The organism is Blastococcus capsensis (genome assembly GCF_030165005.1).
Classification (GTDB): Bacteria; Actinomycetota; Actinomycetes; order Mycobacteriales; family Geodermatophilaceae; genus Blastococcus; species Blastococcus capsensis.
Genome location: NZ_JASNNW010000008.1, coordinates 1 through 19,559, shown reverse-complemented (window position 1 = coordinate 19,559; position 19,559 = coordinate 1). Strand labels below are relative to the sequence as shown.

The following is a 19,559-nucleotide window of genomic DNA, read 5'->3' as shown; positions in this document are numbered from 1 at the left end:
TCGGGCACGGCAGCCGGAGTGTCTGGCTGGCCCGGAGGCTCACAGTGGCGGGACCGCGCCGGAATCGCACCGGCTTCCTCGCTGCACTGCCGTGTCGTGGCCCGGACGCTACCGGGGTGGGTGTGCAGCGTGAGGCGGTACCCACCGTTCGCATCCGGACGGCGCACCGGAGGGAAGAGGAGCGCTCCCGGTCGTCGCCGGGCTGGTCCGGCCGCCGGCAGACCGAGCGCCGGGAAACAGCCTTCTCCGCCATGACCGTCCCGGCGCCGGCTGAGGAGCGGAGGTCACCGGATGTCGGCACCGGCCGACCGGGGCAGGGCCGGTGACCCACCGGGCGGAACGCCCGGACCGCGATGCGCGCGCCGGTCGAGCACCGCCACCACGGCCATGTGGGGCACGGTCAGGCTCAGGAGGACGGCCAGCGCGGCGGCCGTCCAACCCGGACGCTGGGCGGCGACGGCCAGGAGCACGATGCCGGCGAGCGCCACCACCGTGGGGATCGCCGCTGCGGCGGCGTAGCGGCGCACCGGTCCGCGCAGTCGGCCGAGGGCGAGATCGGCCGCGTTCCGCGGGTCCAGCAGGAGCAACCGGCCGATGTGGCGGACGGCGTGCCAGCCTCCGAAGTACGCCCCGAAGGCCGCGGCCGGCGGGGCCACCAGGAACAGACCGGTCAGGAGGACGACCTCGGCAGCCCACTGCGGCCGCCGACGGACGATCGCGTCGACCACCGTTGCCAGGACGGCGACGCCGACGACCGCCAGCAGCACCTGGCGGACACCGCCCGTCAGCACTCCCGGGAGCCCCGGGGACAACGCGGACAGCACGCGGTCGGACTCCCCTGGCCACCGGGCCAGCGGCACGGCGATGGGCAGCCCGCCCAGACCCAGCACCGCCGGGACGTCCCGCCACGCGGACCGGGACGGCCGGGCCGACCGTTCGGCGTCGTACGCGACCTCCCCCGTGCCGAAGTGCACCCAGGAGACGGCGAGCAGGGCCAGCAGGCTCACGACCGGCGCCAGGTGCAGCGCGCACCACGCCGACGCCGCGGTGGCCGCGTAGCCGGCGAGCAGCACCGGGCGCACCGCCCGTCCCGGACGCCCGGCCACCCAGTCCGGGACGAGGTGGTCGACCGCACCGTGCGGCAGGCCGAGGAGGATGCCGGCGGACAGGAGGGCCGGCCCCCAGGCGGCGACCTGGTCCGGCGCCAGGACGGCGACCAGCGCGACGGCCAGGACGACGCCTACCGAGAGCCGGGTGGTCAGCGCCGCGACCCGCGGCGCAGCGCACTGGGTGACGCGTGCCGCCGGTCAGATGCGACCCGGAGCGGCCGTGTCCGTCACCCCGCCGCGCGGCATGGTGACGTCGGCGGCGGTCGCCGGGTCGTGACCCTCGTGCTTGCTGATCTTCCGGGCGATGGCCGCGAGCAGGATCCCGTAGACGACCTTCGAGGTGACGTCCGCGACGGTGTACGTGATCTGCCGGGCCACCACCCCGTCGGCCGAGTCCCACATGGCCGGCATCAGGTAGGCGCCCGGGTAGAGCATCCAGGAGAACAGCAGCAGCCACCACACTCCCCGCACCAGCGACCGCACCTCCTGCGGCAGCCGGTCGAGGTTGCCGTGGATCGTGCGGTACACCAGCACCAGGAGGACGAGGAAGAAGACGGTGCTGATCGAGCCCCACACCCAGAAGGGGGCGCTCCGCTCCACCTCGTAGAACTGGCCGACGTAACCGGTGTAGACCATGGCCAACCCGGCCACGGTGAAGGTGATCCAGCCACGCCGGAACGCCGCCCCGGTGACGCCGAGCACGATCAGCAGCTGGGTGAGCAGCACCGGCACGTCGATCGACCAGTTCATGTAGCGGTAGCCGTTGGAGAACAGCGCTGCCGACTGGCTGTACGCCGCACCGTCCCAGGCGAAGGAGCTCCGCCACTGGAGCGAGATGACCAGCAGCTCCAGGAACGCCGACACCATCACCACCGCAGAGAGCGTCGACGACAGCTGGTACCGCGGCAGCGAGTTCTTGCTGGTGAGCAGGAAGTAGGCGAGTCCTGCGGCCATGGCCGCGTAGCCGAGCGTGAATACGTGCGACACGATCGTGTACTGGAAGAAGTCGTACGTGAAGGTGTTCTCGAAGTTCACGCGGCATCGCCTCTCGTCACGGCACAGGGGGCGCCGGTAAGCCGGGCTCCCCGGCACATCCGAGGTGTCCAGCAAAGTCGAGCGCCATCGAGTGCGCCATTCCCGACGTCCCCCACCGGCGCGTCGACCGCCTGGGACGACAGGACGTAGCCTCGCCACCGCCATGACGATCGGCCCCTCCCGGACAATCGGCCCCTCCCGCATCCGCGTCGATGCCTGTCCCGGTGCGCTGCAGGTTCATCAGGCCGCTGACGGCGGCCTCGCACGGATCCGCGTCCCGGGTGGCGCGCTGACCGCGGCGCAGCTCCGCGCCGTCGGCGCGGCCGCACGGGAGCTCGGCGACGGCGCGGTGGAGCTCACCAGCCGCGGCAACCTGCAGCTGCGCGGGCTGCCACCGGACGCGGGGCGGGAGCTGGGCGGCCGGCTCGCCGAGGCAGGTCTGCTGCCCAGCGAGACGCACGAACGCGTGCGGAACCTGCTCGCCAGTGTGCTGAGCGGCCGCGCCGGTGGGCTGCTCGACGTCCGGCCCTGGGTGACCGAGTTCGATGCCGCGCTGTGCGCCGAGCCCGCACTCGCCGCGCTGCCCGGCCGGTACCTCGCCGCCTTCGACGACGGCCGGGGCGATGTCGCCGGGTTGGGTGCCGACGTCGGGCTGCTCGCGCTGGACGACCGCACCGTGGCACTCCTGCTGGCCGGCGTCGACAGCGGGGTGCGCACGGCGCCGGACGGCGCCGTCGGCCTCGCGCTCGCCGCCACCCGCGCCTTCCTGCGCGAGCGCGCGGCCCAGGGCGGCACCGCCTGGCGGCTGGCCGAGCTGACCGACGGACCGGCGCGGGTGGCGGAGCGGGTGGACGGTGCACCGGTCGGCACTCGGGTCGAGGTGCCGGCCGAGCCGCGGACCCGGCCGATCGGCGCGGTGCGGCAGGACGACGGGCGGACGGCGCTCGCCGCGGTGGTGCCCCTGGGTCGGCTGACCGTCGCTCACCTCGCGCTGCTGGCCGACCTCGCGGCGGAGATCCAGCTGACGCCGTGGCGCGGGGTCGTCGTGTCTGACCTGGCCGACGGGTCGGCGGCCGCGCTGCTGGCGGAGGCCGGGCTGGTGCTCGACCCGGCCAGCGCGTGGACCCGCGTGACCGCGTGCGCCGGCTTGCCCGGCTGCGCCAAGTCGCGCGCCGACGTCCGCGCCGACGCGACCGCCGCCGTGGTGACCCGCTCCCTGCCGGCCGGTGGGGCGCGGCAGCACTGGGCCGGGTGCGAGCGGCGCTGCGGACGACCCGGCGGCGCGGTCGTGGACGTGGTCGCCACCGGCTCCGGCTACCGGATCGACGAGCCCGCCGACTGACGGCGCGGCGGCTCGATGAGCTCGCCGGTCCGCTGTCAAGGCCCGCCTCAGTTCCGTGGATGAGCTTCTGAGCTGCGACTTCGTGCTGCGGTCGTGATCGATCGGCAGTAGTATTCGTACATTTGTTCGAGCAGTGCGTCCGAGGCGCTGGCCCGGCTGGCCGCGGCGCTGGACGATCTGGCCGCCGAGGACCTGGCCGGCTCGTTCGGACCGCAGCTGATCGAGCGGCTGGGCCCACTGCTGGTGGCCGGTAACCGGCTGTCCGCCGCGATCGCCCGCAGCGTGCGCCAGGGCTAGCTGACCGGGGCATCCGAGCACGACGGGCACAAGAGCATGCCGTCCTGGCTGCGCGGGCAGGCCCGCTTCTCACCGGCTGCGGCATCCCGGCTGGTGGCCTCGGGGCGGGCACTGGAGCAGCTGCCCGCCCTCGCCCAGGCCGCGGGCACCGGGGCGGTTCCCGCCGAGGCGGTCGCCGCGGTCGCGCCGGTGGTGGCACCGGCCAACCTGGCCGCCGCCGCAGCCCAGGGCGTGGACCTGGCCGGTGTGGACGCCGCGCTGGCCGAGGTCGCCGCCACCCGCCCGCACGCCGAGCTGCGCCAGGTCGTGGCCCACTACCTGGCCCGGCTGGACCCCGACGGGCCCGAACCCGATCCCACCGAGGGCCGGGGGCCGGGGGCTGACCTTCACCAGGCACGCCGACGGGTCGCTGTCCTTCCGCGGAGAACTGGACGCCGTGGGCGGGGAGAAGTTCCAGACCGCCGTGGAGTCGATCGTGCAGGCCTCCCGCCCGGCCGGGGACACCCGCACCCGCGCGCAGCAGCAGGGGGACGCCCTCGTGCAGCTCGCCGACAACGCCCTCGCCGCCGGCGGCCTGCCGATCCTGCGCATCCAGAAGCCGCACGTCGTGGTCCGGGTGGATCTGACCGACCTGGTCGACCCGGCCACCGGCCCGGGTGCCGCCCAGACCGGCTTCGGGACGATGATCTCCGCCGCCCGGGCCCGCTGGCTGGCGTGTGACGGCGGCATCAGCCGCATCGTCATCGGCCCCGACGGCCAGGTCCTGGACTACGGCCGCCGCCAGCGGGTCTCCCCGCCCCAGCTGCGCCGCGCCATCGACTACCGCGACCGCGGCTGCGGCGTCGTTGAGTGTGCAGAGCACCGGCTGCGACGCCCCCGCGCACTGGTGCGACGTCCACCACCTGGTGACCTGGATCGACGGCGGCGAGACCAACCTCGAGAACTGCGCCCTGCTGTGCGAGCGGCACCACACCAAGGTCCACCACGGCTTCCGGATCGAACGCCAAGCCGACGGCCGATGGCGCACCTGGCGCCCCGACGGCACCGAGATCCTGATCCTTGCCGCGCATCACCGCTGAACTCGAACGATCGCGGACGGGCTGACCGGGCGCGGACGGGTCGAGGCCGCCGACGTAGCCTTCCCGCCCGATGGTGGTCTACGAGTACGAGAAGGACGGCGCCGAGATCTACCGGCAGTCGTTCGCGACGATCCGCGCCGAGGCCGAGCTGGGCGGGCTGCCCGACGACGTCGCCCGCGTGGCCGTGAGGATGATCCACGCCTGCGGGCAGGTCGACCTGGTCGAGGACATCGCCTGCTCCCCCGCCGTCGTCCAGCGGGCGCGCGAGGCGCTCGACGCCGGCGCACCGGTGCTGTGCGACGCGCAGATGGTGGCCAGCGGCATCACCCGGCGCCGGCTGCCCAAGGACAACGACGTCGTCTGCACCCTGAACGACCCGCGCACCCCGGGGCTCGCCGCCGAGCTCCGCACTACCCGCACCGCCGCCGCGCTGGAGCTGTGGCGCGACCGGCTCGACGGCGCCGTCGTCGCCATCGGCAACGCCCCCACCGCGCTGTTCCACCTGCTCGAGATGATCGCCGCCGGCGCGCCTCGGCCGGCCGCCGTCATCGGCATCCCGGTCGGCTTCATCGGCGCCGCCGAGTCCAAGGACGCCCTCGCCGCCTCCGACCTCGAGTTCCTGGTCGTGCGGGGCCGCCGCGGCGGCAGCGCGATCACGGCGGCAGCGGTCAACGCGATCGCGAGTGATGTGGAGTGACCGGCCGCTTGTACGGGGTGGGGCTCGGCCCCGGCGACCCGGAACTGGTCACCGTCAAGGCCGCCCGCCTGATCGGCGCGGCCGACGTCGTCGCCTTCCACGCCGCGCGGCACGGCCGCTCGGTGGCCCGCGCCCTGGCCCAGCCCTACCTGCGCGAGGGCCAGGTCGAGGAGCTGCTCGTCTACCCGGTCACCACGGAGGTCACCGACCACCCCGGCGGCTACCAGGGCGCCATCGACGAGTTCTACGAGGCCGCGGCCGCCCGCCTGGCCGCGCACCTGGACGCCGGACGCGACGTCGTCGTCCTGGCCGAGGGCGACCCGTTCTTCTACGGCTCCTACATGCACATGCACAAGCGGCTGGCGCACCGGTACCCGACCGAGGTCGTCCCGGGCGTGACGAGCGTCAGCGGCGCGGCGGCCGCGGTCGGCCGGCCCCTGGTCGAGCGGGACGAGGTGCTCACCGTCCTGCCCGGCACGCTCGGCACCGACGAGCTCGCCGAGTGGCTGTCGACGACCGACTCGGCCGCGGTCATGAAGCTCGGCCGCACCTTCCCCCAGGTGCGCGAGGCCTTCGACCGGGCCGGCGTCCTCGACCGCGCGCTCTACGTCGAACGCGCCACCACCGACCGCCAGCGCACCATGCCGCTGGCCGACGTCGACCCGGCGAGCGTGCCGTACTTCTCCCTGGCCCTGATGCCGAGCCCGCTGACCGGCGACATGCCGGTGCCCGACCGGCCGGCCGCCGAAGAGCCCCACGCCGGCGAAGTCGTCGTCGTGGGGCTGGGGCCCGGCTCCCGCAGCTGGACGACGCCCGAGGCCGCGGCCGCGCTCGACGCCGCCGACGACCTCGTGGGCTACGGCCCCTACCTGGACCGGGTGGCGGTCAACCCGCGCCAGCGCCGGCACCCGAGCGACAACCGGGTGGAGGCCGAGCGCGCCGCGCACGCCCTGGAGCTGGCCCGCGGCGGCCGCCGGGTCGCGGTCGTCTCCAGCGGTGACCCCGGGGTCTTCGCCATGGCCGCCGCGGTGCTGGAGGTGGCGGACCGGCCGGAGTTCTCGGACGTCCAGGTACGCGTCGTGCCGGGGCTGACCGCGGCGCAGGCCGTGGCCGCCAAGGCCGGCGCTCCGCTGGGCCACGACTTCTGCGTGCTGTCGCTGTCCGACGTCCTCAAGCCCTGGGACGTCGTCGTCGACCGGCTGCGGCATGCCGCCGCCGCCGACCTGGTGATCGCGCTCTACAACCCGCGGTCGAAGCACCGGCCGCACCAGCTGGGCGAGGCGCAGAAGGTGCTGCTGGAGACGCGCTCGGCCGACACCGTCGTCGTGGTCGGCCGGGACGTCGGCGGGCCCGAGGAGCAGCTCACCGTCACGACGCTGGCCGGCCTCGACCCGGAGACCGTCGACATGCGCTGCCTGCTGATCATCGGCTCGTCGCAGACGCGGGTCTCCGCGACCGGGGCGGTGTGGACGCCCCGCACCCACCCCGACGCGAGGTGAAACCCCGGCCGCCGACATTCGTCCGGCCGTTGCGACGTGGACCGCGGCCCGGGCATGCACTGAGCGGCCCACTTCGGGTCACTCGCGGCTAGGGCCGTGGCCCATGCCCAGGAAGTCGCGGAGCCACTGGTCGACGCCTCGCATGGTGCCGGCATCCGCGATCCCCGTTCGTCGCGCGATCCGAGTCGTCGAGATCGTCCGCGGCTGCTCGGTCATGGCGAAGCTCGGCTTGGAGAGGCCGGTGCGGTCGCCCTCGACGAGCACGTGGTGGGGCCAGCCCCGGTCCACTGACGTGATGGGGACGACGATCGCCAGATCGCGGACGCTGGCCAGGTAGTCCGTGCTGGACACCACCAGGGCCGGTCGGGTGCCCCGCTGCTCCCTCCCCGCGGTCGGGTCGAAGTCGACCCAGACGATGGCGCCACGCTCGAGCAAGGGAGCCCTGTCCGTCACGGGTGCAGACCGTCGTCAGCCAAGGAGTCCCATGCCTCGGTCTCCTCGCGGTAGGACGCATCCGTGCTCGCGTAGGCCTCGCGGACGGCGTCGAACCGCGCACGCCGGTCCGCCTCGTCGAGCAGTTCAGCGATCACTTCGGCGGCGGTCATCCGCTGCTGACCTGCCCGTGCGGCGATGCGCTCGCGCAGGCTCCGGGGCACCTTGATAGTGGTAACCGTGTCGGGCATACCGATGAGGATACCCCTGAGGTATACGGTAGTGAAGGACCACGACCCGGTGGGGCGAACCAGAGGCCGCCTGTGTCCCAGAGCGGCCCACTCGGGGACAAGGCTCCTTCAGGGCGCCGGGCGCAGCACTGGCGAGCTCGCCACGGTGTGCGCACACCGGCAGTTCTCGGGCCAAGATCTGCTCTCTGGTGCACAGTGTTCGGCCGGTGAGGGCGGCGGGCCGCGCTCACGGCCGGCCGGCGACCCAGGCCAGCGCCTCGTCGACCGTCGCCACGGTGGGGATGCCGGGCGGTACGGGCGGGCGCCGGACGAGGACGACCGGCAGCCCGAGCTCACGGGCGGCGGTGAGCTTGGCCGCGGTCATCGACCCGCCGCTGTCCTTGGTGACGAGGACCTCCACCTCGTGCCGTCGCATCAGCTCGAGTTCCTCGGCCACGGTGAACGGTCCGCGGGCGAGGACGACGACGGTGCGCGCAGGCAGCGGTGGTCCCGGCGGGTCGACCGAGCGCACCAGGCAGCGGGCGGTCAGTCCCGCGAAGGCGCCCAGCCCCTTCCGGCCGGTGGTGAGGAAGACCGAGCCGACGCTCGCCACGGCCGCCGCGGCGGCCTCGAGCGAGTCCACCCACCGCCAGTCGTCGCCGGGCTGGGCGGTCCAGCCCGCTCGTTGCAGTCGCAGTAACGGAACGCCGGTGAGGTCGGCGGCCGCGGCGGCGTTGGCCGTCATGCCGGCCGCGAAGGGGTGCGTGGCGTCCACGACGGCGGCCACCGGGTTCTCCGCCAGCCAGGTGGCCAGCCCCTCGGCCCCGCCGAAGCCGCCGATGCGCACCTCGCCCACCGGCAGCACCGGTTTCGCCACCCGCCCGGCCAGCGAGCTCACGACGTCGACGCCCTCGGCGACCAGGGCGTCGGCGAGCCGCCGGGCCTCGCCCGTCCCCCCGAGCACGAGCACCCGCCCGGTCACCCGCACCACCCGTGCATGCTGATCGGGTGACCGAGGCGGGCAGGGAGCGCAGCACCGGACTGCGCTACGGCTGGACGACGGGCGCCTGCGCGACCGCCGCGACCACCGCCGCCTACACCGCGCTGCTCACCGGCGAGTTCCCCGACCCGGTGATGATCGACCTGCCGAACGACAGGCACCCGTCCTTCGCGCTGGCGAAGGAGCTTCTGGCGGACGGCGCCGCGACCGTGGGCATCGTGAAGGACGCCGGCGACGACCCGGACGTCACGCACGGCGCCCTCGTGTCGGCCCGCGTCACCGTCGGCGAGCCCGGCACCGGGGTCACCTTCCGCGCCGGGTCCGGCGTCGGCACGGTGACGAAGCCCGGCCTGCCCCTGGCGGTCGGCGAGCCGGCGATCAACCCGATGCCCCGGCAGTTCATCCGCGAGCACGTTGCCGCGGTCGCCGCCCGCCACGGCGGCACCGGCGACGTCGTCGTCGAGATCTCCGTGGAGCACGGCGAGGAACTGGCGCACAGGACCTGGAACCCCCGGCTCGGCATCCTCGGCGGGCTGTCGATCCTGGGCACCACGGGCGTCGTCGTCCCGTACTCGTGCTCCTCGTGGATCGACTCGATCCGCCGCGGCATCGACGTGGCGCGGGCCGCCGGCCACCAGCACGTCGCCGGGTGCACCGGCAGCACCAGCGAGCGGGTGGTCACCGAGCTGCACGGCCTGCCCGAGGACGCGCTGCTCGACATGGGTGACTTCGCCGGCGCCGTGCTCAAGTACCTGCGCCGCCACCCGGTGCCCCGGCTGACCATCGCCGGTGGCATCGGCAAGCTGGCCAAGCTCGCCGACGGTCACCTCGATCTGCACTCCGGCCGCTCGCAGGTGTCCACCGAGTCGCTGGCCGCGCGGGTCCGGGGCGCCGGCGGGTCGCCCGAGCTGGTCGAGGGGGTGCGCGGCGCGAACACCGCACTTGACGCGCTGCAGCAGTGCCAGGCGGCCGGCCTGCCGCTGGGCGACCTGGTCGCGGCCGGCGCCCGGGACACGGCGCTCGGCGTGCTCCGCTGCGCCCCGGTCGCGGTCGACGTCGTGGTGATCGACCGCGCGGGCACCGTGGTGGGCCGCGCCTAACGGCATCTCGTCGCCGAGTACAGGTGGCTGTCGGGGAACTGCCCCGCGGTCAGCACCGCGCCGACGATCACCACCGCCGTCCGCTTGACCCCGGCGTCGGCGACCTGCGCCGCGATGTCGGCCAGTGTGCCCCGCAGGATCAGCTCGTCGTCCCGGCTGGCGCGCGCGACGACGGCCACCGGGCAGTCGGCGCCGTAGTGCGGGACGAGGTCGGGCACCAGCTCCGCGATCCGCTGCACGGCCAGGTGCAGGACCAGGGTCGCCCGGGACGCACCGAGCGTGGCCAGGTCCTCCCCCGGCGGCATGGGCGTGGAGCGGGCCGACGTCCGGGTCAGGATCACCGTCTGGCCCACGCCGGGAACGGTCAGCTCCCGCTTGAGCGAGGCCGCGGCGGCGGCGAACGCCGGCACGCCCGGGACGACGTCGTAGGGCACGCCGAGCGCGTCGAGCCGGCGCATCTGCTCGGCCATCGCGCTGTAGACCGACGGGTCGCCGGAGTGCAGCCGCGCCACGTCGAGGCCGGCCTCGTGCGCGGCCAGCAGTTCGGCGGTGATCGCGTCGAGGTCCAGGTTCGCCGTGTCGACGAGCCGGGCGCCGGGTGGGGACGTGTCCAGCAGCTCCCGCGGCACCAGCGCCCCCGCGTAGAGGCAGACCGGCGCGCTCGCGATGAGCCGCGCCGCCCGCACGGTGATCAGGTCCGCCGCCCCGGGGCCGGCTCCGATGAAGTGCACCGTCATGGCTTGGTCACCGACCAGATCGTCACCGGCATGGCCGGCTTCCAGCCGGTGAACCGGCCGACCGGTTCCGCGTGCTGCACGCCGATCCGCACCAGGTCGCCGCCCACCCGCCCGAACCACCCGGCCAGGACGGCCTCGCTCTCCACCGTCACCCCGTTGGCGACCAGCCGGCCGCCGGACGGCAGCGCGTCCCAGCAGGCCTCCGGCAGCCCGGGCACGGTGACCCCGCCCCCGATGAAGACCGCGTCGGGCCGCGGCAGTCCGGCCAGCGCCTCCGGGGCACGCCCGGTCACCACCTCCAGGTGCGGGACGCCGAGGTGCTGGGCGTTGCGGGCGATCCGCGCCGCCCGCTCGGCCGAGGCCTCCACCGCCACGGCGCGGGACGCCGGGTGCACGCGCATCCACTCGATCCCGATGGAGCCGGCCCCGGCCCCGACGTCCCAGAGCAGACGGCCGGGCACCGGCGCGAGCCGGGCGAGGGTGACGGCGCGGACGTCGGACTTCGTCAGCTGGCCGTCGGACTCGTAGACGTCGTCGGGGAGTCCGGGTGTGGTCGGGAGCGGCACGATCCCCGGATCGGCCGAGCACTCGACGGCGGTGACGGCGAGGGCGGGCGACGGCCGCGCCCAGTCCGCGGCGGTCCCGGAGGCCACCGTCTCGTCCGGGCCGCCCAGGTCCCCGAGCACCGAGAGCACGCTGGGCCCGAAACCGCGCTCGACGAGCAGCGCGGCCACCTCGGCCGGTGTGCCGCCGTCGGACCCGAGCACGAGCAGTCGACGACCCGGTTGGACGTGCGGGTGCAGCAGCTCGACCGGGCGCCCGACCAACGTCACCACGGTCGTGTCCTCGACCGCCCAGCCCAGCCGGGCGCAGGCCAGCGACACCGACGACGGTGCCGGAAGCACCCGCACCCGCTCGCTCCCGAGCAGCCGCGTGAGTGTGGTGCCGATGCCCGAGAGCATCGGATCGCCGCTGGCGAGCACGACCGCCGCACGGTCCGCCAGCTGCGCCACCAGGCCGGGGAGCGCCTCGCTCAACCGGGACGGCCACGGCACCCGTTCCACCTCGACCGAAGGTGGGACGAGGGCGAGCTGACGGGCGCTGCCGAGCAGTACGTCGGCCCGCCCGACCGCCGCCCGCGAGGCCGCCGGGAGGCCGTTCCAGCCGTCCGCGCCGATGCCCACGACGACGACCGGGGACCCGGTCGGAACAGGGGCTCGTCCCGGAGCGGCGGCATGCATGTCGGCCGATCCTAGGGAGCCCCCCGGACGACGATCGGCGGCGTGCCCGTGGCGGCGTGCGACCGCCCGCTCATCCGGGGGGCTGTCGGCGCCGCGACCGGCTGTGATCTGATGACCGCGCCACACGCGACGGCAGTGGAGGAAGCCCGGTGAGATTCCGGTACGGTCCCGCCACTGTGAGCCGGTCACCCGGTGAGTCAGGAACTCCCGCCGTCGCCTCCTGCCACCTCCGGGCGTGGACACCCGGGGAGAGGACTGCGCCATGCGCGGCTACCCGGTCAGCGACTCGTGAACTTCCCCTTCGGCGCCGTCGTCGGCATGGACGACATGCGGCTGGCCCTGGTGCTCAACGCCGTCTCCCCCGCCGTCGGCGGCGTGCTGGTGCGGGGCGAGAAGGGCACCGCCAAGTCGACGGCGGTGCGTGCGCTCGCCGCCGTCCTGCCCCAGGTCGACGTCGTCGCGGGGTGCCGCTTCGCCTGCGACCCGGCTGCTCCTGACCCCGGCTGCCCCGACGGCCCGCACGACGCGGGCGCCCCCGGGCACAGCCGCCCGGCCCGCCTGGTCGAGCTGCCGGTCGGGGCCTCGGAGGACCGCGTCGTCGGCGCCCTCGACCTGGAGCGGGCGCTGACCGAAGGCGTCAAGGCCTTCGAGCCCGGCCTGCTCGCGGCGGCGCACCGGGGCGTGCTCTACGTCGACGAGGTCAACCTGCTGCACGACCACCTGGTCGACCTGCTCCTGGACGCCGCCGCGCTGGGCACCGCCTACGTCGAGCGGGAAGGCGTGTCCGTGCGGCATGCGGCCCGCTTCCTGCTCGTCGGGACGATGAACCCGGAGGAAGGCGAGCTCCGCCCCCAGCTGCTCGACCGCTTCGGCCTCACCGTCGAGGTGGCCGCCCCCCGCGACCCGGAGCTGCGCGCCGAGGTCGTCCGCCGCCGCTTCGCGTTCGACGCCGACCCGGCCGGCTTCGCCGCCGAGTGGGCGGCCGAGGAGGCGTCGCTGTCCGACCGCATCGCCGCTGCCCGCGTCCGCCTGCCGAACGTCGTCCTCTCCGACGGCGCCCTGCGCCAGGTGACCGCGGTCTGCGCGGCCTTCGACGTCGACGGCCTGCGCGCCGACCTGGTCACCGCCCGGGCCGCCCTCGCCCACGCCGCCTGGTGCGGGCGCGACGAGGTCACCGAGGACGACGTCCGGGTCGCCGCCCGGCTCGCGCTCCCCCACCGGCGCCGGCGCAACCCCTTCGACGCCCCCGGCCTCGACGACGAGACCCTCGAGCAGGCACTCTCCGACGCCCGTCCGGCCGACGAGCCCCCGCCGGACGACGACGGCCCCGGCGACGGCCCCGGCGACGGCCCCGGCGACGGCCCCGGCGACGGCCCCGACGGCGGTGGCTCCGACGACGGTGGCCCCGATGACGGCCTCCACGGCCCGGGCGGTGCAGGCGAAGGAAGCGATGCCTGCGAATCGGACGTCGAAACGCAGGCAAAGCCTCCTTCGCCTGAGGAAGACGGGGGCGAGCCGACGACCGCTCCGCGGGGCGAGGGCGGCGGATCCACCGCGGCCACACCGGCGCCGGATCGGGCGGCGGCCGCACCGACCGACCCATTCCGTATCCGCCGCCTCGAGGTGCCGGGTATCGGCGCCGGCGCGTCGGGCCGCCGGTCCCGCGCGCGCAGCGAGCGCGGCCGGGTGGTCGGCTCGGTCCGCCCGTCCGGGACGGTCACCAAGCTGCACCTGACCGACACGGTGCTCGCCGCCGCTCCCCACCAGGTGGCCCGCGGGCGCACCGGCCCGGGGCTGCGCATCGCCCGCGAGGACCTCCGCCAGGCCACGCTCGAGGGCCGCGAGGGCAACCTCGTGCTGTTCGTCGTGGACGCCAGCGGCTCGATGGGCTCGCGCTCACGGATGGGCGCGGTGAAGGGCGCCGTCCTGTCCCTGCTGCTCGATGCCTACCAGCGGCGGGACAAGGTCGGGCTGGTCACCTTCCGCGGCGGGGACGCCGAGCTCGCGCTGCCGCCGACCTGGTCGGTGGAGGCCGCGGCCGCACGGCTGACCGACCTGCCGACGGGCGGCCGGACGCCGCTCGCCGCCGGCCTCCTCCGCGCGCACGAGGTCCTCCGCGTCGAGCGCGTCCGCGACCCGCAGCGCCGTCCGCTGCTCGTCGTCGTCACCGACGGCCGGGCCACCGGAGCGCGCGGCGGCAACCACCTCGCCGACGCGCACGCCGCGGCCGCGCTGCTCGCTTCGGCCGGCACCGCGAGCGTCGTCGTCGACTGCGAGTCCGGGCCGGTGCGCCTCGGACTCGCGGGCACGCTGGGTGCGCTCCTGGGTGCGCAGACGCTGCGGCTGGAGGAACTGGCCGCCGACTCGCTCGCGGCCACGGTCCGCTCCGCACGGAAGGCGGCATAGGTGAGCGAGCTCGCGAGCCCGCCGGTGGACAGAGCATGCCGAGGTGCCCGGCCGCCGAGCGCCGGCGAGGAGGACCAGTGCCGCAGGGACAGGTGACCGCCGTCCCGGACGACGGCCTGACCACCCGGCAGCGACGCAACCGTCCGCTGCTCGCGGTGCACACCGGCGAGATGAAGGGCAAGTCGACCGCCGCGTTCGGCATGGCCATGCGCGCGTGGAACCAGGGCTGGTCGATCGCCGTCTACCAGTTCGTCAAGAGCGCCAAGTGGAAGGTCGGCGAGGAGAACGCGCTGACCGCCCTGGGCCGGCTGCACGCCGAGACGGGCGAGGGCGGGCCGGTGGTCTGGCACAAGATGGGCAGCGGCTGGAGCTGGTCGCGCCGGCAGGGCACCGACGTCGACCACGCCGCCGACGCCGCCGAGGGCTGGGCGCAGATCAGGCGGGACCTCGCCGTCGAGGCGCACCGCTTCTACGTCCTCGACGAGTTCACCTACCCGATGAAGTGGGGCTGGGTGGACGTCGACGAGGTCGTCGAGACGCTGGCGAACCGGCCCGGCAACCAGCACGTCGTGATCACCGGCCGGGACGCCCACCCGAAGCTGGTCGAGGCCGCCGACCTGGTCGTCGAGATGACCAAGGTCAAGCACCCGATGGACGCCGGTCAGAAGGGCCAGCGGGGGATCGAGTGGTGAGCGGGGTGGGGCGGGTCCCGAGGATCGTGCTCGCCGCGCCGTCGAGCAACGCGGGCAAGACCTCGATCGCCACCGGCCTGATCGCCGCGCTGACCGCGCGGGGTCTCGCGGTCTCCCCGCACAAGGTCGGCCCCGACTACATCGACCCGGGGTACCACGGGCTGGCCGCCGGGCGACCGGGCCGCAACCTCGACCCGTGGCTGGTCGGCGAGGAGCGGGTCGCGCCGCTGTTCCTCCACGGTGCCCGGTCCGCGGACCTCGCCGTGATCGAGGGCGTCATGGGCCTGTTCGACGGTGCCACCCACCCCTCGGTGGAGCCGGGCTTCTCCTCCACAGCGCACGTCGCCGCGCTGCTCCGGGCCCCGGTCGTCCTCGTCGTCGACGCCTCCTCGCAGGCCCGGTCCGTGGCCGCGCTCGTGCACGGCTTCGCGACCTTCGACCCGGCCGTGCGCATGGGCGGAGTGGTGCTCAACCGGGTGGGGAGCGACCGGCACGAGACCATCCTCCGGGAGGCGCTGGGCGCCGCGGGGATGCCCGTCCTGGGCGCGATCCGCCGGCTGGAGCAGCTGCACACGCCGTCGCGGCACCTGGGCCTGGTCCCCGCTGCCGAGCGCTCGACCGAGGCGGTGGCGACCGTCGACCGACTCGCCCACGTCGTCGCCGACGGGGTCGACCTGGACGCCGTCCTCGCTCTCGCGCGCACCGCTCCCCCGCTCTCCGCCTCGCCGTGGGACCCGGCGGCCGAGGTCGAGCCGGTGCCCGGCCGCCCGCGGGTAGCGGTGGCCGGTGGCCCGGCGTTCACCTTCGGGTACGCCGAGAACACCGAGCTGCTGGCGGCCGCCGGGGCCGAGGTGGTCGTCGTCGACCCGCTGCGCGACGAGGCGCTCCCCGAGGGGACGGCGGGTCTGGTCGTCGGCGGCGGGTTCCCCGAGGTCTACGCCGCCGAGCTGTCGGCCAACGAGCGCCTGCGCGCCGACGTCGGAGCGCTCGCCGCCCGGGGCGCACCGATCGCCGCGGAGTGCGCGGGGCTGCTCTACCTGGCCCGCGAGCTGGACGGCATGCCGATGTGCGGTGTCCTGGACGTCCGGACGGCGATGTCCCCGCGCCTGACGCTGGGCTACCGCGCCGCCGTCGCGCCGTCGGACTCCGTGCTCGCCCCGGCGGGCGCCCGGGTGCGCGGTCACGAGTTCCACCGCACCTCCGCCCAGCCGGGCGCCGGCGCGACGCCGGCCTGGCAGTGGTCGTCCGCCGCTCCGGAGGGCTTCGTGACCGGCGGCGTGCACGCCTCCTACCTGCACCTGCACTGGGCCGGCTCCCCGGGGATGGCCACCCGATTCGTCGCCGCGGCCGCGCGGCTCCCGGAAGGGCTGCTGCATGCACATCGCTGAGGGGTTCCTGCCCGCCGCCCACGCGGTCGGCTGGACCGTGGCCGCCGCACCGTTCGTAGTTCACGGCGCCCGCGCCGTGGTCAGGGAGGTGCGGGAGAACCCGGAGTCGACGCTGCTGCTCGGCGCCGCCGGCGCCTTCACCTTCGTGCTCAGCGCGATCAAACTGCCCTCGATCACCGGCAGCTCCAGCCATCCGACCGGCACGGGCGCCGGAGCGATCCTGTTCCGGCCACCGGTGATGGCGCTGCTCGGCACCGTCGTCCTCCTCTTCCAGGCGCTGCTGCTGGCACACGGCGGGCTCACCACGCTGGGAGCCAACGCGTTCGCCTTCGCCGTCGTCGGGCCCTGGGTCGGGTACGGCGCCTACCGGCTCGTCCGGGCACTCGGCGGGGGGCTGCTGCCCGGCGTCTTCGCCGGCATGGTGCTGGCCGACCTGGCCACCTACGTCACCACGTCGCTGCAGCTCGCCCTGGCCTTCCCCGACGCGAGCAGCGGCCTGGCCGGCGCCGCGGCGAAGTTCCTCGGCATCTTCGCGATCACCCAGATCCCGCTCGCGATCGGCGAGGGGGTGCTCGGCGTCCTGCTGTTCCGGGTGCTGACGGTCAACGCCCGCCCCGAGCTGGAACGGCTCGGTGTCCTGCGACCCGCTCCCGCGACGACCGCCGGAGGTGCCGCATGAGCCGCCGCGCACTGGTCAACGTCCTGCTCGTCCTCGCCGTCGTCGCGCTGTTCGCGATCCCGCTGCTCCTCGATGGCGGCGCCTCCGAGTACGGCGGCACCGACGCCGCCGTGACCGAGGACCTCGAGGCCGGTGGCTACACGCCCTGGTTCGAGTCGGTGTTCAGCCCCGCCGGCGAGGTGGAGTCGGGACTGTTCGCCCTCCAGGCAGCGATCGGGGGCGGCGTGCTCGGCTACGTCCTCGGCCGGCTGCGCGGCCGGCGGCTCGCGCAGGAAAAGGCTGCGCCGGGGAGCCCGGCGCCGTGACCGGCCTGGCGGTCGACGACGCCGCCTGGGCCAGCGCCTGGCGACGCCGTTCCCCGGACGACAAACTGCTCCTCTGCGGTGGCCTGGTCGTGTGCGCCCTCCTGTTGCCGGCCTGGCCCGGCAGCCTGCTCGTGGGTCTCGTGGCGGTCGGGCTGGCGCTCGGCCCGGCCCGGGTGCCGGCCCGCACGTTCGGCCGGGCGGTGCGCCTGCCGCTGGCCTTCATCACCGTCGGGGCGCTGACCGCGGTGGTGGCGGTGGACGGCGACGGGATCGGCTGGGCGCCCGACGCCGCGGCCCGGGCCGGCTCGCTGGCCGGGCACGCGCTCGCCGGCAGCGCGGCCGTGTTGCTCCTGGCCACCACCACGCCGATGTCGGACCTGCTGCCCGCGCTGCGCCGGCTGCACGTGCCCGATGCGGTCGTCGAGGTGGCGTCGGTCGTCTACCGGCTGCTGTTCGTGCTCCTGGAGAGCCTGCGCACCATCCGCGAGGCGCAGACCGCGCGGATGGGTCACTCGTCCTTGCGCCGGTCCTACCGCTCGTCCGGCGTGCTCGCCGCCGCGGTGCTCACCCGCTCCTGGGACCGCGCCCGACGGATGCAGGACGGCCTGGCCGGCCGCGGGATGGAGGCCGGCCTCCGGGTGCTGCCGGAGGTGCTGCCCTCCTCGCGTGCCTTCCTCGCGGCCGGGGCGGCCGGCCTCGCCGGGATCGTCGCGGTGAGCCTGGTGGTCGCATGAGAAGCCCTGTGTCAAGCCGCTGCTTGGTTGATGTTGTCTTGGTTGGTGAGGACGCGTTGCGGGGCGTGGTGGCGGGCCGGGTCGTAGGCCTCGCCGGCCTGCCAGCAGTGCCAGATCACGTAGAGCCAGGCGCGGGCAAGGATGCGCACGGCGTGCGGATGGTCGTGGCCGCGGGCGCGGGCGCGGTTCGCGGGCGCGGTTGTAGAGGTCGGCGGCCCAGGGGTTGGCGTGCCGGGAGTCGGCGGCGAAGTCGCAGACCGCGTCGCGCAGTTGCTTATCGCAGGCCCAGCGGAACCCGACGGCGCGGATCTTGCCGGACTGGCGGGTGGAGGGGGCGGCGCCGGCCAGGCAGGCCAGCGATTCGGGGCTGGGGAAGCGCGCGCGGCAGTCACCGATCTCGGCGAGCATCCGGGCCGCGCGGACTCGTCCCGAGCGGGGCAGGCCAGTGAAGATGTGCTGATCGGCGTGGCGGGCCAGCTGCGCGTCGATCTCGGCGGTGAGGGCCTTGATCTGCTCGAGCAAGCCGAACAGGACGGCGACCAGAGCGCGGGTGATGGCCGCGTTGGCGTCGGCCTCGGCGCCGGTGGCGCCGCGCGGGGCGGCGGTCAGTCGGGCGTGCAGCACGGCGGGGTCGGTACGTCCGGGGTAGCCCTGCTTGGTCAGCCAGGTGCCGAGCCGGGTGGGAGTGAGCCAGTCGGCCTTGTCCTGGGTGTCGAAGCGGGTCAGGAACGCCAGGCTGACCGGGCTGTCGATCTCGGCGAAGAGACCGATAGCGCCGGGGAAGACGTTGCGCAGATGCGCGCGCAGCTGGTTGGCGGCCCCGACCCGGTGGGCGATGAGGTCCTTGCGGGCCCGACAGGTCCGGCGCAGCGCAACGGTGTCGGCCCTGTCGGGGGTCAGCGGGCGCAGTCGGGCCCGGTCGGTGCGCAGCGTGTCGGCGAGCACGTAGGCGTCGAACCGGTCGTCCTTGTTGCCGGCCGATCCGTAGCGGGAACGCAGGTTCTTCACCTGGTTCGGGCTGATCACCACCACCGTCAGCCCGGCGGTGAGCAGGGCGTCGACGACCGGGCCGTCGGGGCGTTCGATCGCGACCTCATGGCAGCCCGCGCGGCTGAAGACGTCGATCAACTCGCGCAGCCCGGCCGCGCTGTGCTCGACACTGTGCCGGACCAGTTCCCGGCCGCGCGCGTCGACCACCGAGGCCGCGTGATCATCACGCGCCCAGTCCAGGCCGCCGGTCACGCCGTTGAGTGCTTCATCGGGCAGGGTGTTGCTGGCAGACTTCACGTCAGCCTCCTCGCTGCTAGTCCCAGTGGGGAGGCGCCCACTTGTGGTGCCGGTGGAGCCGGAACGTGGCTGCCGGTTCGCTCACTGATCGGCGCTCGCTGGCGCTCAGCCCTGTCGACGGTCGGCACGTCCCGGGCAACCGCCTCGCCTCGCAGATCTCATGCTGGACATCAACAGCGTCAAGCGAGCAGGGCGATGACGAGGCGGCACCTCGGGCGCATCACCGACCCAACCAAGATCGGTGACGGAAGGATGGTGCACCAGTGAGCC

20 protein-coding genes, 2 pseudogenes and 2 riboswitches are annotated in these 19,559 nt (G+C 74.9%); of the genes and pseudogenes, 12 read left to right on the top strand and 10 right to left on the bottom strand.

Features of this window, described 5'->3' with window-relative positions:
* Positions 1-16: 16 nt before the first annotated feature.
* Positions 17-80: riboswitch (cobalamin riboswitch) on the bottom strand.
* Between the two features lie 204 nt (positions 81-284).
* Positions 285-1,157, bottom strand: coding sequence for a Brp/Blh family beta-carotene 15,15'-dioxygenase (locus QOZ86_RS08915; RefSeq protein ID WP_284491684.1), 873 nt, complete (start codon positions 1,155-1,157; stop codon positions 285-287).
* A gap of 150 nt (positions 1,158-1,307) precedes the next feature.
* Complete coding sequence (locus QOZ86_RS08910) at positions 1,308-2,144, bottom strand: bacteriorhodopsin (protein WP_284491607.1); 837 nt, start codon at positions 2,142-2,144, stop codon at positions 1,308-1,310.
* A 163-nt stretch (positions 2,145-2,307) separates the two neighbouring features.
* Here QOZ86_RS08910 and cobG point away from each other — a divergent pair, with 163 nt between their 5' ends.
* The gene (gene cobG, locus QOZ86_RS08905; protein WP_284491606.1) at positions 2,308-3,486 is read left to right on the top strand and encodes a precorrin-3B synthase; all 1,179 of its coding nucleotides are present in this window, start codon (positions 2,308-2,310) and stop codon (positions 3,484-3,486) included.
* Between the two features lie 366 nt (positions 3,487-3,852).
* On the opposite strand, the gene QOZ86_RS20995 is transcribed toward cobG, so the two are convergent.
* Positions 3,853-4,293, bottom strand: a complete 441-nt coding sequence (locus tag QOZ86_RS20995; RefSeq protein WP_348637961.1) for a hypothetical protein — start codon at positions 4,291-4,293, stop codon at positions 3,853-3,855.
* Between QOZ86_RS20995 and QOZ86_RS20990 the strand changes: the two are divergent.
* The 4 genes and pseudogenes from QOZ86_RS20990 to QOZ86_RS08890 all read left to right on the top strand — a co-directional run.
* A pseudogene (locus QOZ86_RS20990) lies at positions 4,193-4,552 on the top strand (DUF222 domain-containing protein); the annotation flags it as partial. The gene QOZ86_RS20995 and the pseudogene QOZ86_RS20990 overlap by 101 nt on opposite strands.
* An 82-nt stretch (positions 4,553-4,634) precedes the next feature.
* The gene (locus QOZ86_RS20985) at positions 4,635-4,862 is read left to right on the top strand and encodes an HNH endonuclease signature motif containing protein (protein WP_348637962.1); all 228 of its coding nucleotides are present in this window, start codon (positions 4,635-4,637) and stop codon (positions 4,860-4,862) included.
* Between the two features lie 70 nt (positions 4,863-4,932).
* Positions 4,933-5,559 carry a precorrin-8X methylmutase gene (locus QOZ86_RS08895; protein ID WP_284491605.1) on the top strand — a complete coding sequence of 209 codons (627 nt, stop codon included), beginning with the start codon at positions 4,933-4,935 and terminating at the stop codon, positions 5,557-5,559.
* A complete protein-coding gene (locus QOZ86_RS08890) occupies positions 5,556-7,058 on the top strand; it encodes a precorrin-2 C(20)-methyltransferase (RefSeq protein WP_284491604.1) in 1,503 nt (500 codons plus the stop codon). The genes QOZ86_RS08895 and QOZ86_RS08890 overlap by 4 nt, the downstream gene beginning before the upstream one ends.
* A 78-nt stretch (positions 7,059-7,136) precedes the next feature.
* Here the strand turns inward: QOZ86_RS08890 and QOZ86_RS08885 are convergent, their stop codons facing one another.
* From QOZ86_RS08885 to QOZ86_RS08875, 3 genes are all read right to left on the bottom strand, one after another.
* Entirely contained in the window at positions 7,137-7,511 is a 375-nt protein-coding gene (locus QOZ86_RS08885; protein ID WP_284491603.1) for a type II toxin-antitoxin system PemK/MazF family toxin, read from the bottom strand.
* The gene (locus QOZ86_RS08880) at positions 7,508-7,741 is read right to left on the bottom strand and encodes a ribbon-helix-helix protein (protein ID WP_284491602.1); all 234 of its coding nucleotides are present in this window, start codon (positions 7,739-7,741) and stop codon (positions 7,508-7,510) included. Before QOZ86_RS08880 ends, QOZ86_RS08885 begins: the two co-directional genes overlap by 4 nt.
* Before the next feature lie 226 nt (positions 7,742-7,967).
* The gene (locus QOZ86_RS08875; RefSeq protein ID WP_284491601.1) at positions 7,968-8,711 is read right to left on the bottom strand and encodes a cobalt-precorrin-6A reductase; all 744 of its coding nucleotides are present in this window, start codon (positions 8,709-8,711) and stop codon (positions 7,968-7,970) included.
* A gap of 17 nt (positions 8,712-8,728) precedes the next feature.
* Between QOZ86_RS08875 and QOZ86_RS08870 the strand changes: the two genes are divergently transcribed.
* Positions 8,729-9,820 carry a cobalt-precorrin-5B (C(1))-methyltransferase gene (locus QOZ86_RS08870; protein ID WP_284491600.1) on the top strand — a complete coding sequence of 364 codons (1,092 nt, stop codon included), beginning with the start codon at positions 8,729-8,731 and terminating at the stop codon, positions 9,818-9,820.
* Here the strand turns inward: QOZ86_RS08870 and cobM are convergent.
* Together cobM and cbiE are read right to left on the bottom strand one after the other, a co-directional pair.
* Positions 9,817-10,557 carry a precorrin-4 C(11)-methyltransferase gene (gene cobM / locus QOZ86_RS08865; RefSeq protein ID WP_284491599.1) on the bottom strand — a complete coding sequence of 247 codons (741 nt, stop codon included), beginning with the start codon at positions 10,555-10,557 and terminating at the stop codon, positions 9,817-9,819. The two genes, QOZ86_RS08870 and cobM, sit on opposite strands and share 4 nt — an antisense overlap.
* The gene (cbiE, locus tag QOZ86_RS08860) at positions 10,554-11,798 is read right to left on the bottom strand and encodes a precorrin-6y C5,15-methyltransferase (decarboxylating) subunit CbiE (protein ID WP_284491598.1); all 1,245 of its coding nucleotides are present in this window, start codon (positions 11,796-11,798) and stop codon (positions 10,554-10,556) included. Before cbiE ends, cobM begins: the two co-directional genes overlap by 4 nt.
* A gap of 113 nt (positions 11,799-11,911) precedes the next feature.
* Positions 11,912-12,027, top strand: a riboswitch (cobalamin riboswitch).
* Between the two features lie 59 nt (positions 12,028-12,086).
* Between cbiE and QOZ86_RS08855 the strand changes: the two genes are divergently transcribed.
* From QOZ86_RS08855 to cbiQ, 6 genes are all read left to right on the top strand, one after another.
* Positions 12,087-14,204, top strand: coding sequence for a putative cobaltochelatase (locus QOZ86_RS08855; RefSeq protein WP_284491597.1), 2,118 nt, complete (start codon positions 12,087-12,089; stop codon positions 14,202-14,204).
* Between the two features lie 77 nt (positions 14,205-14,281).
* Positions 14,282-14,896, top strand: coding sequence for a cob(I)yrinic acid a,c-diamide adenosyltransferase (gene cobO / locus QOZ86_RS08850; protein WP_284491596.1), 615 nt, complete (start codon positions 14,282-14,284; stop codon positions 14,894-14,896).
* Positions 14,893-16,284, top strand: a complete 1,392-nt coding sequence (locus QOZ86_RS08845) for a cobyrinic acid a,c-diamide synthase CobB (RefSeq protein ID WP_284491595.1) — start codon at positions 14,893-14,895, stop codon at positions 16,282-16,284. The genes cobO and QOZ86_RS08845 overlap by 4 nt, the downstream gene beginning before the upstream one ends.
* Positions 16,271-16,963 (top strand): energy-coupling factor ABC transporter permease, encoded by a 693-nt coding sequence (locus tag QOZ86_RS08840; protein ID WP_284491594.1) that lies wholly within the window; start codon positions 16,271-16,273, stop codon positions 16,961-16,963. Before QOZ86_RS08845 ends, QOZ86_RS08840 begins: the two co-directional genes overlap by 14 nt.
* On the top strand, positions 16,960-17,268 hold the full coding sequence (locus QOZ86_RS08835) for an energy-coupling factor ABC transporter substrate-binding protein (RefSeq protein ID WP_284491593.1): 309 nt from the start codon (positions 16,960-16,962) through the stop codon (positions 17,266-17,268). The genes QOZ86_RS08840 and QOZ86_RS08835 overlap by 4 nt, the downstream gene beginning before the upstream one ends.
* Positions 17,265-18,002: a cobalt ECF transporter T component CbiQ gene (gene cbiQ / locus QOZ86_RS08830; protein ID WP_284491592.1), complete on the top strand. Its 738-nt coding sequence runs from the start codon at positions 17,265-17,267 to the stop codon at positions 18,000-18,002. Before QOZ86_RS08835 ends, cbiQ begins: the two co-directional genes overlap by 4 nt.
* An 11-nt stretch (positions 18,003-18,013) precedes the next feature.
* On the opposite strand, the gene QOZ86_RS08825 is transcribed toward cbiQ, so the two are convergent.
* Both QOZ86_RS08825 and QOZ86_RS08820 read right to left on the bottom strand, forming a co-directional pair.
* Positions 18,014-18,151 (bottom strand): hypothetical protein, encoded by a 138-nt coding sequence (locus QOZ86_RS08825; protein WP_284491591.1) that lies wholly within the window; start codon positions 18,149-18,151, stop codon positions 18,014-18,016.
* Between the two features lie 103 nt (positions 18,152-18,254).
* Positions 18,255-19,199: pseudogene (locus QOZ86_RS08820) on the bottom strand (IS110 family transposase); the annotation flags it as partial.
* Positions 19,200-19,559 lie beyond the last annotated feature (360 nt).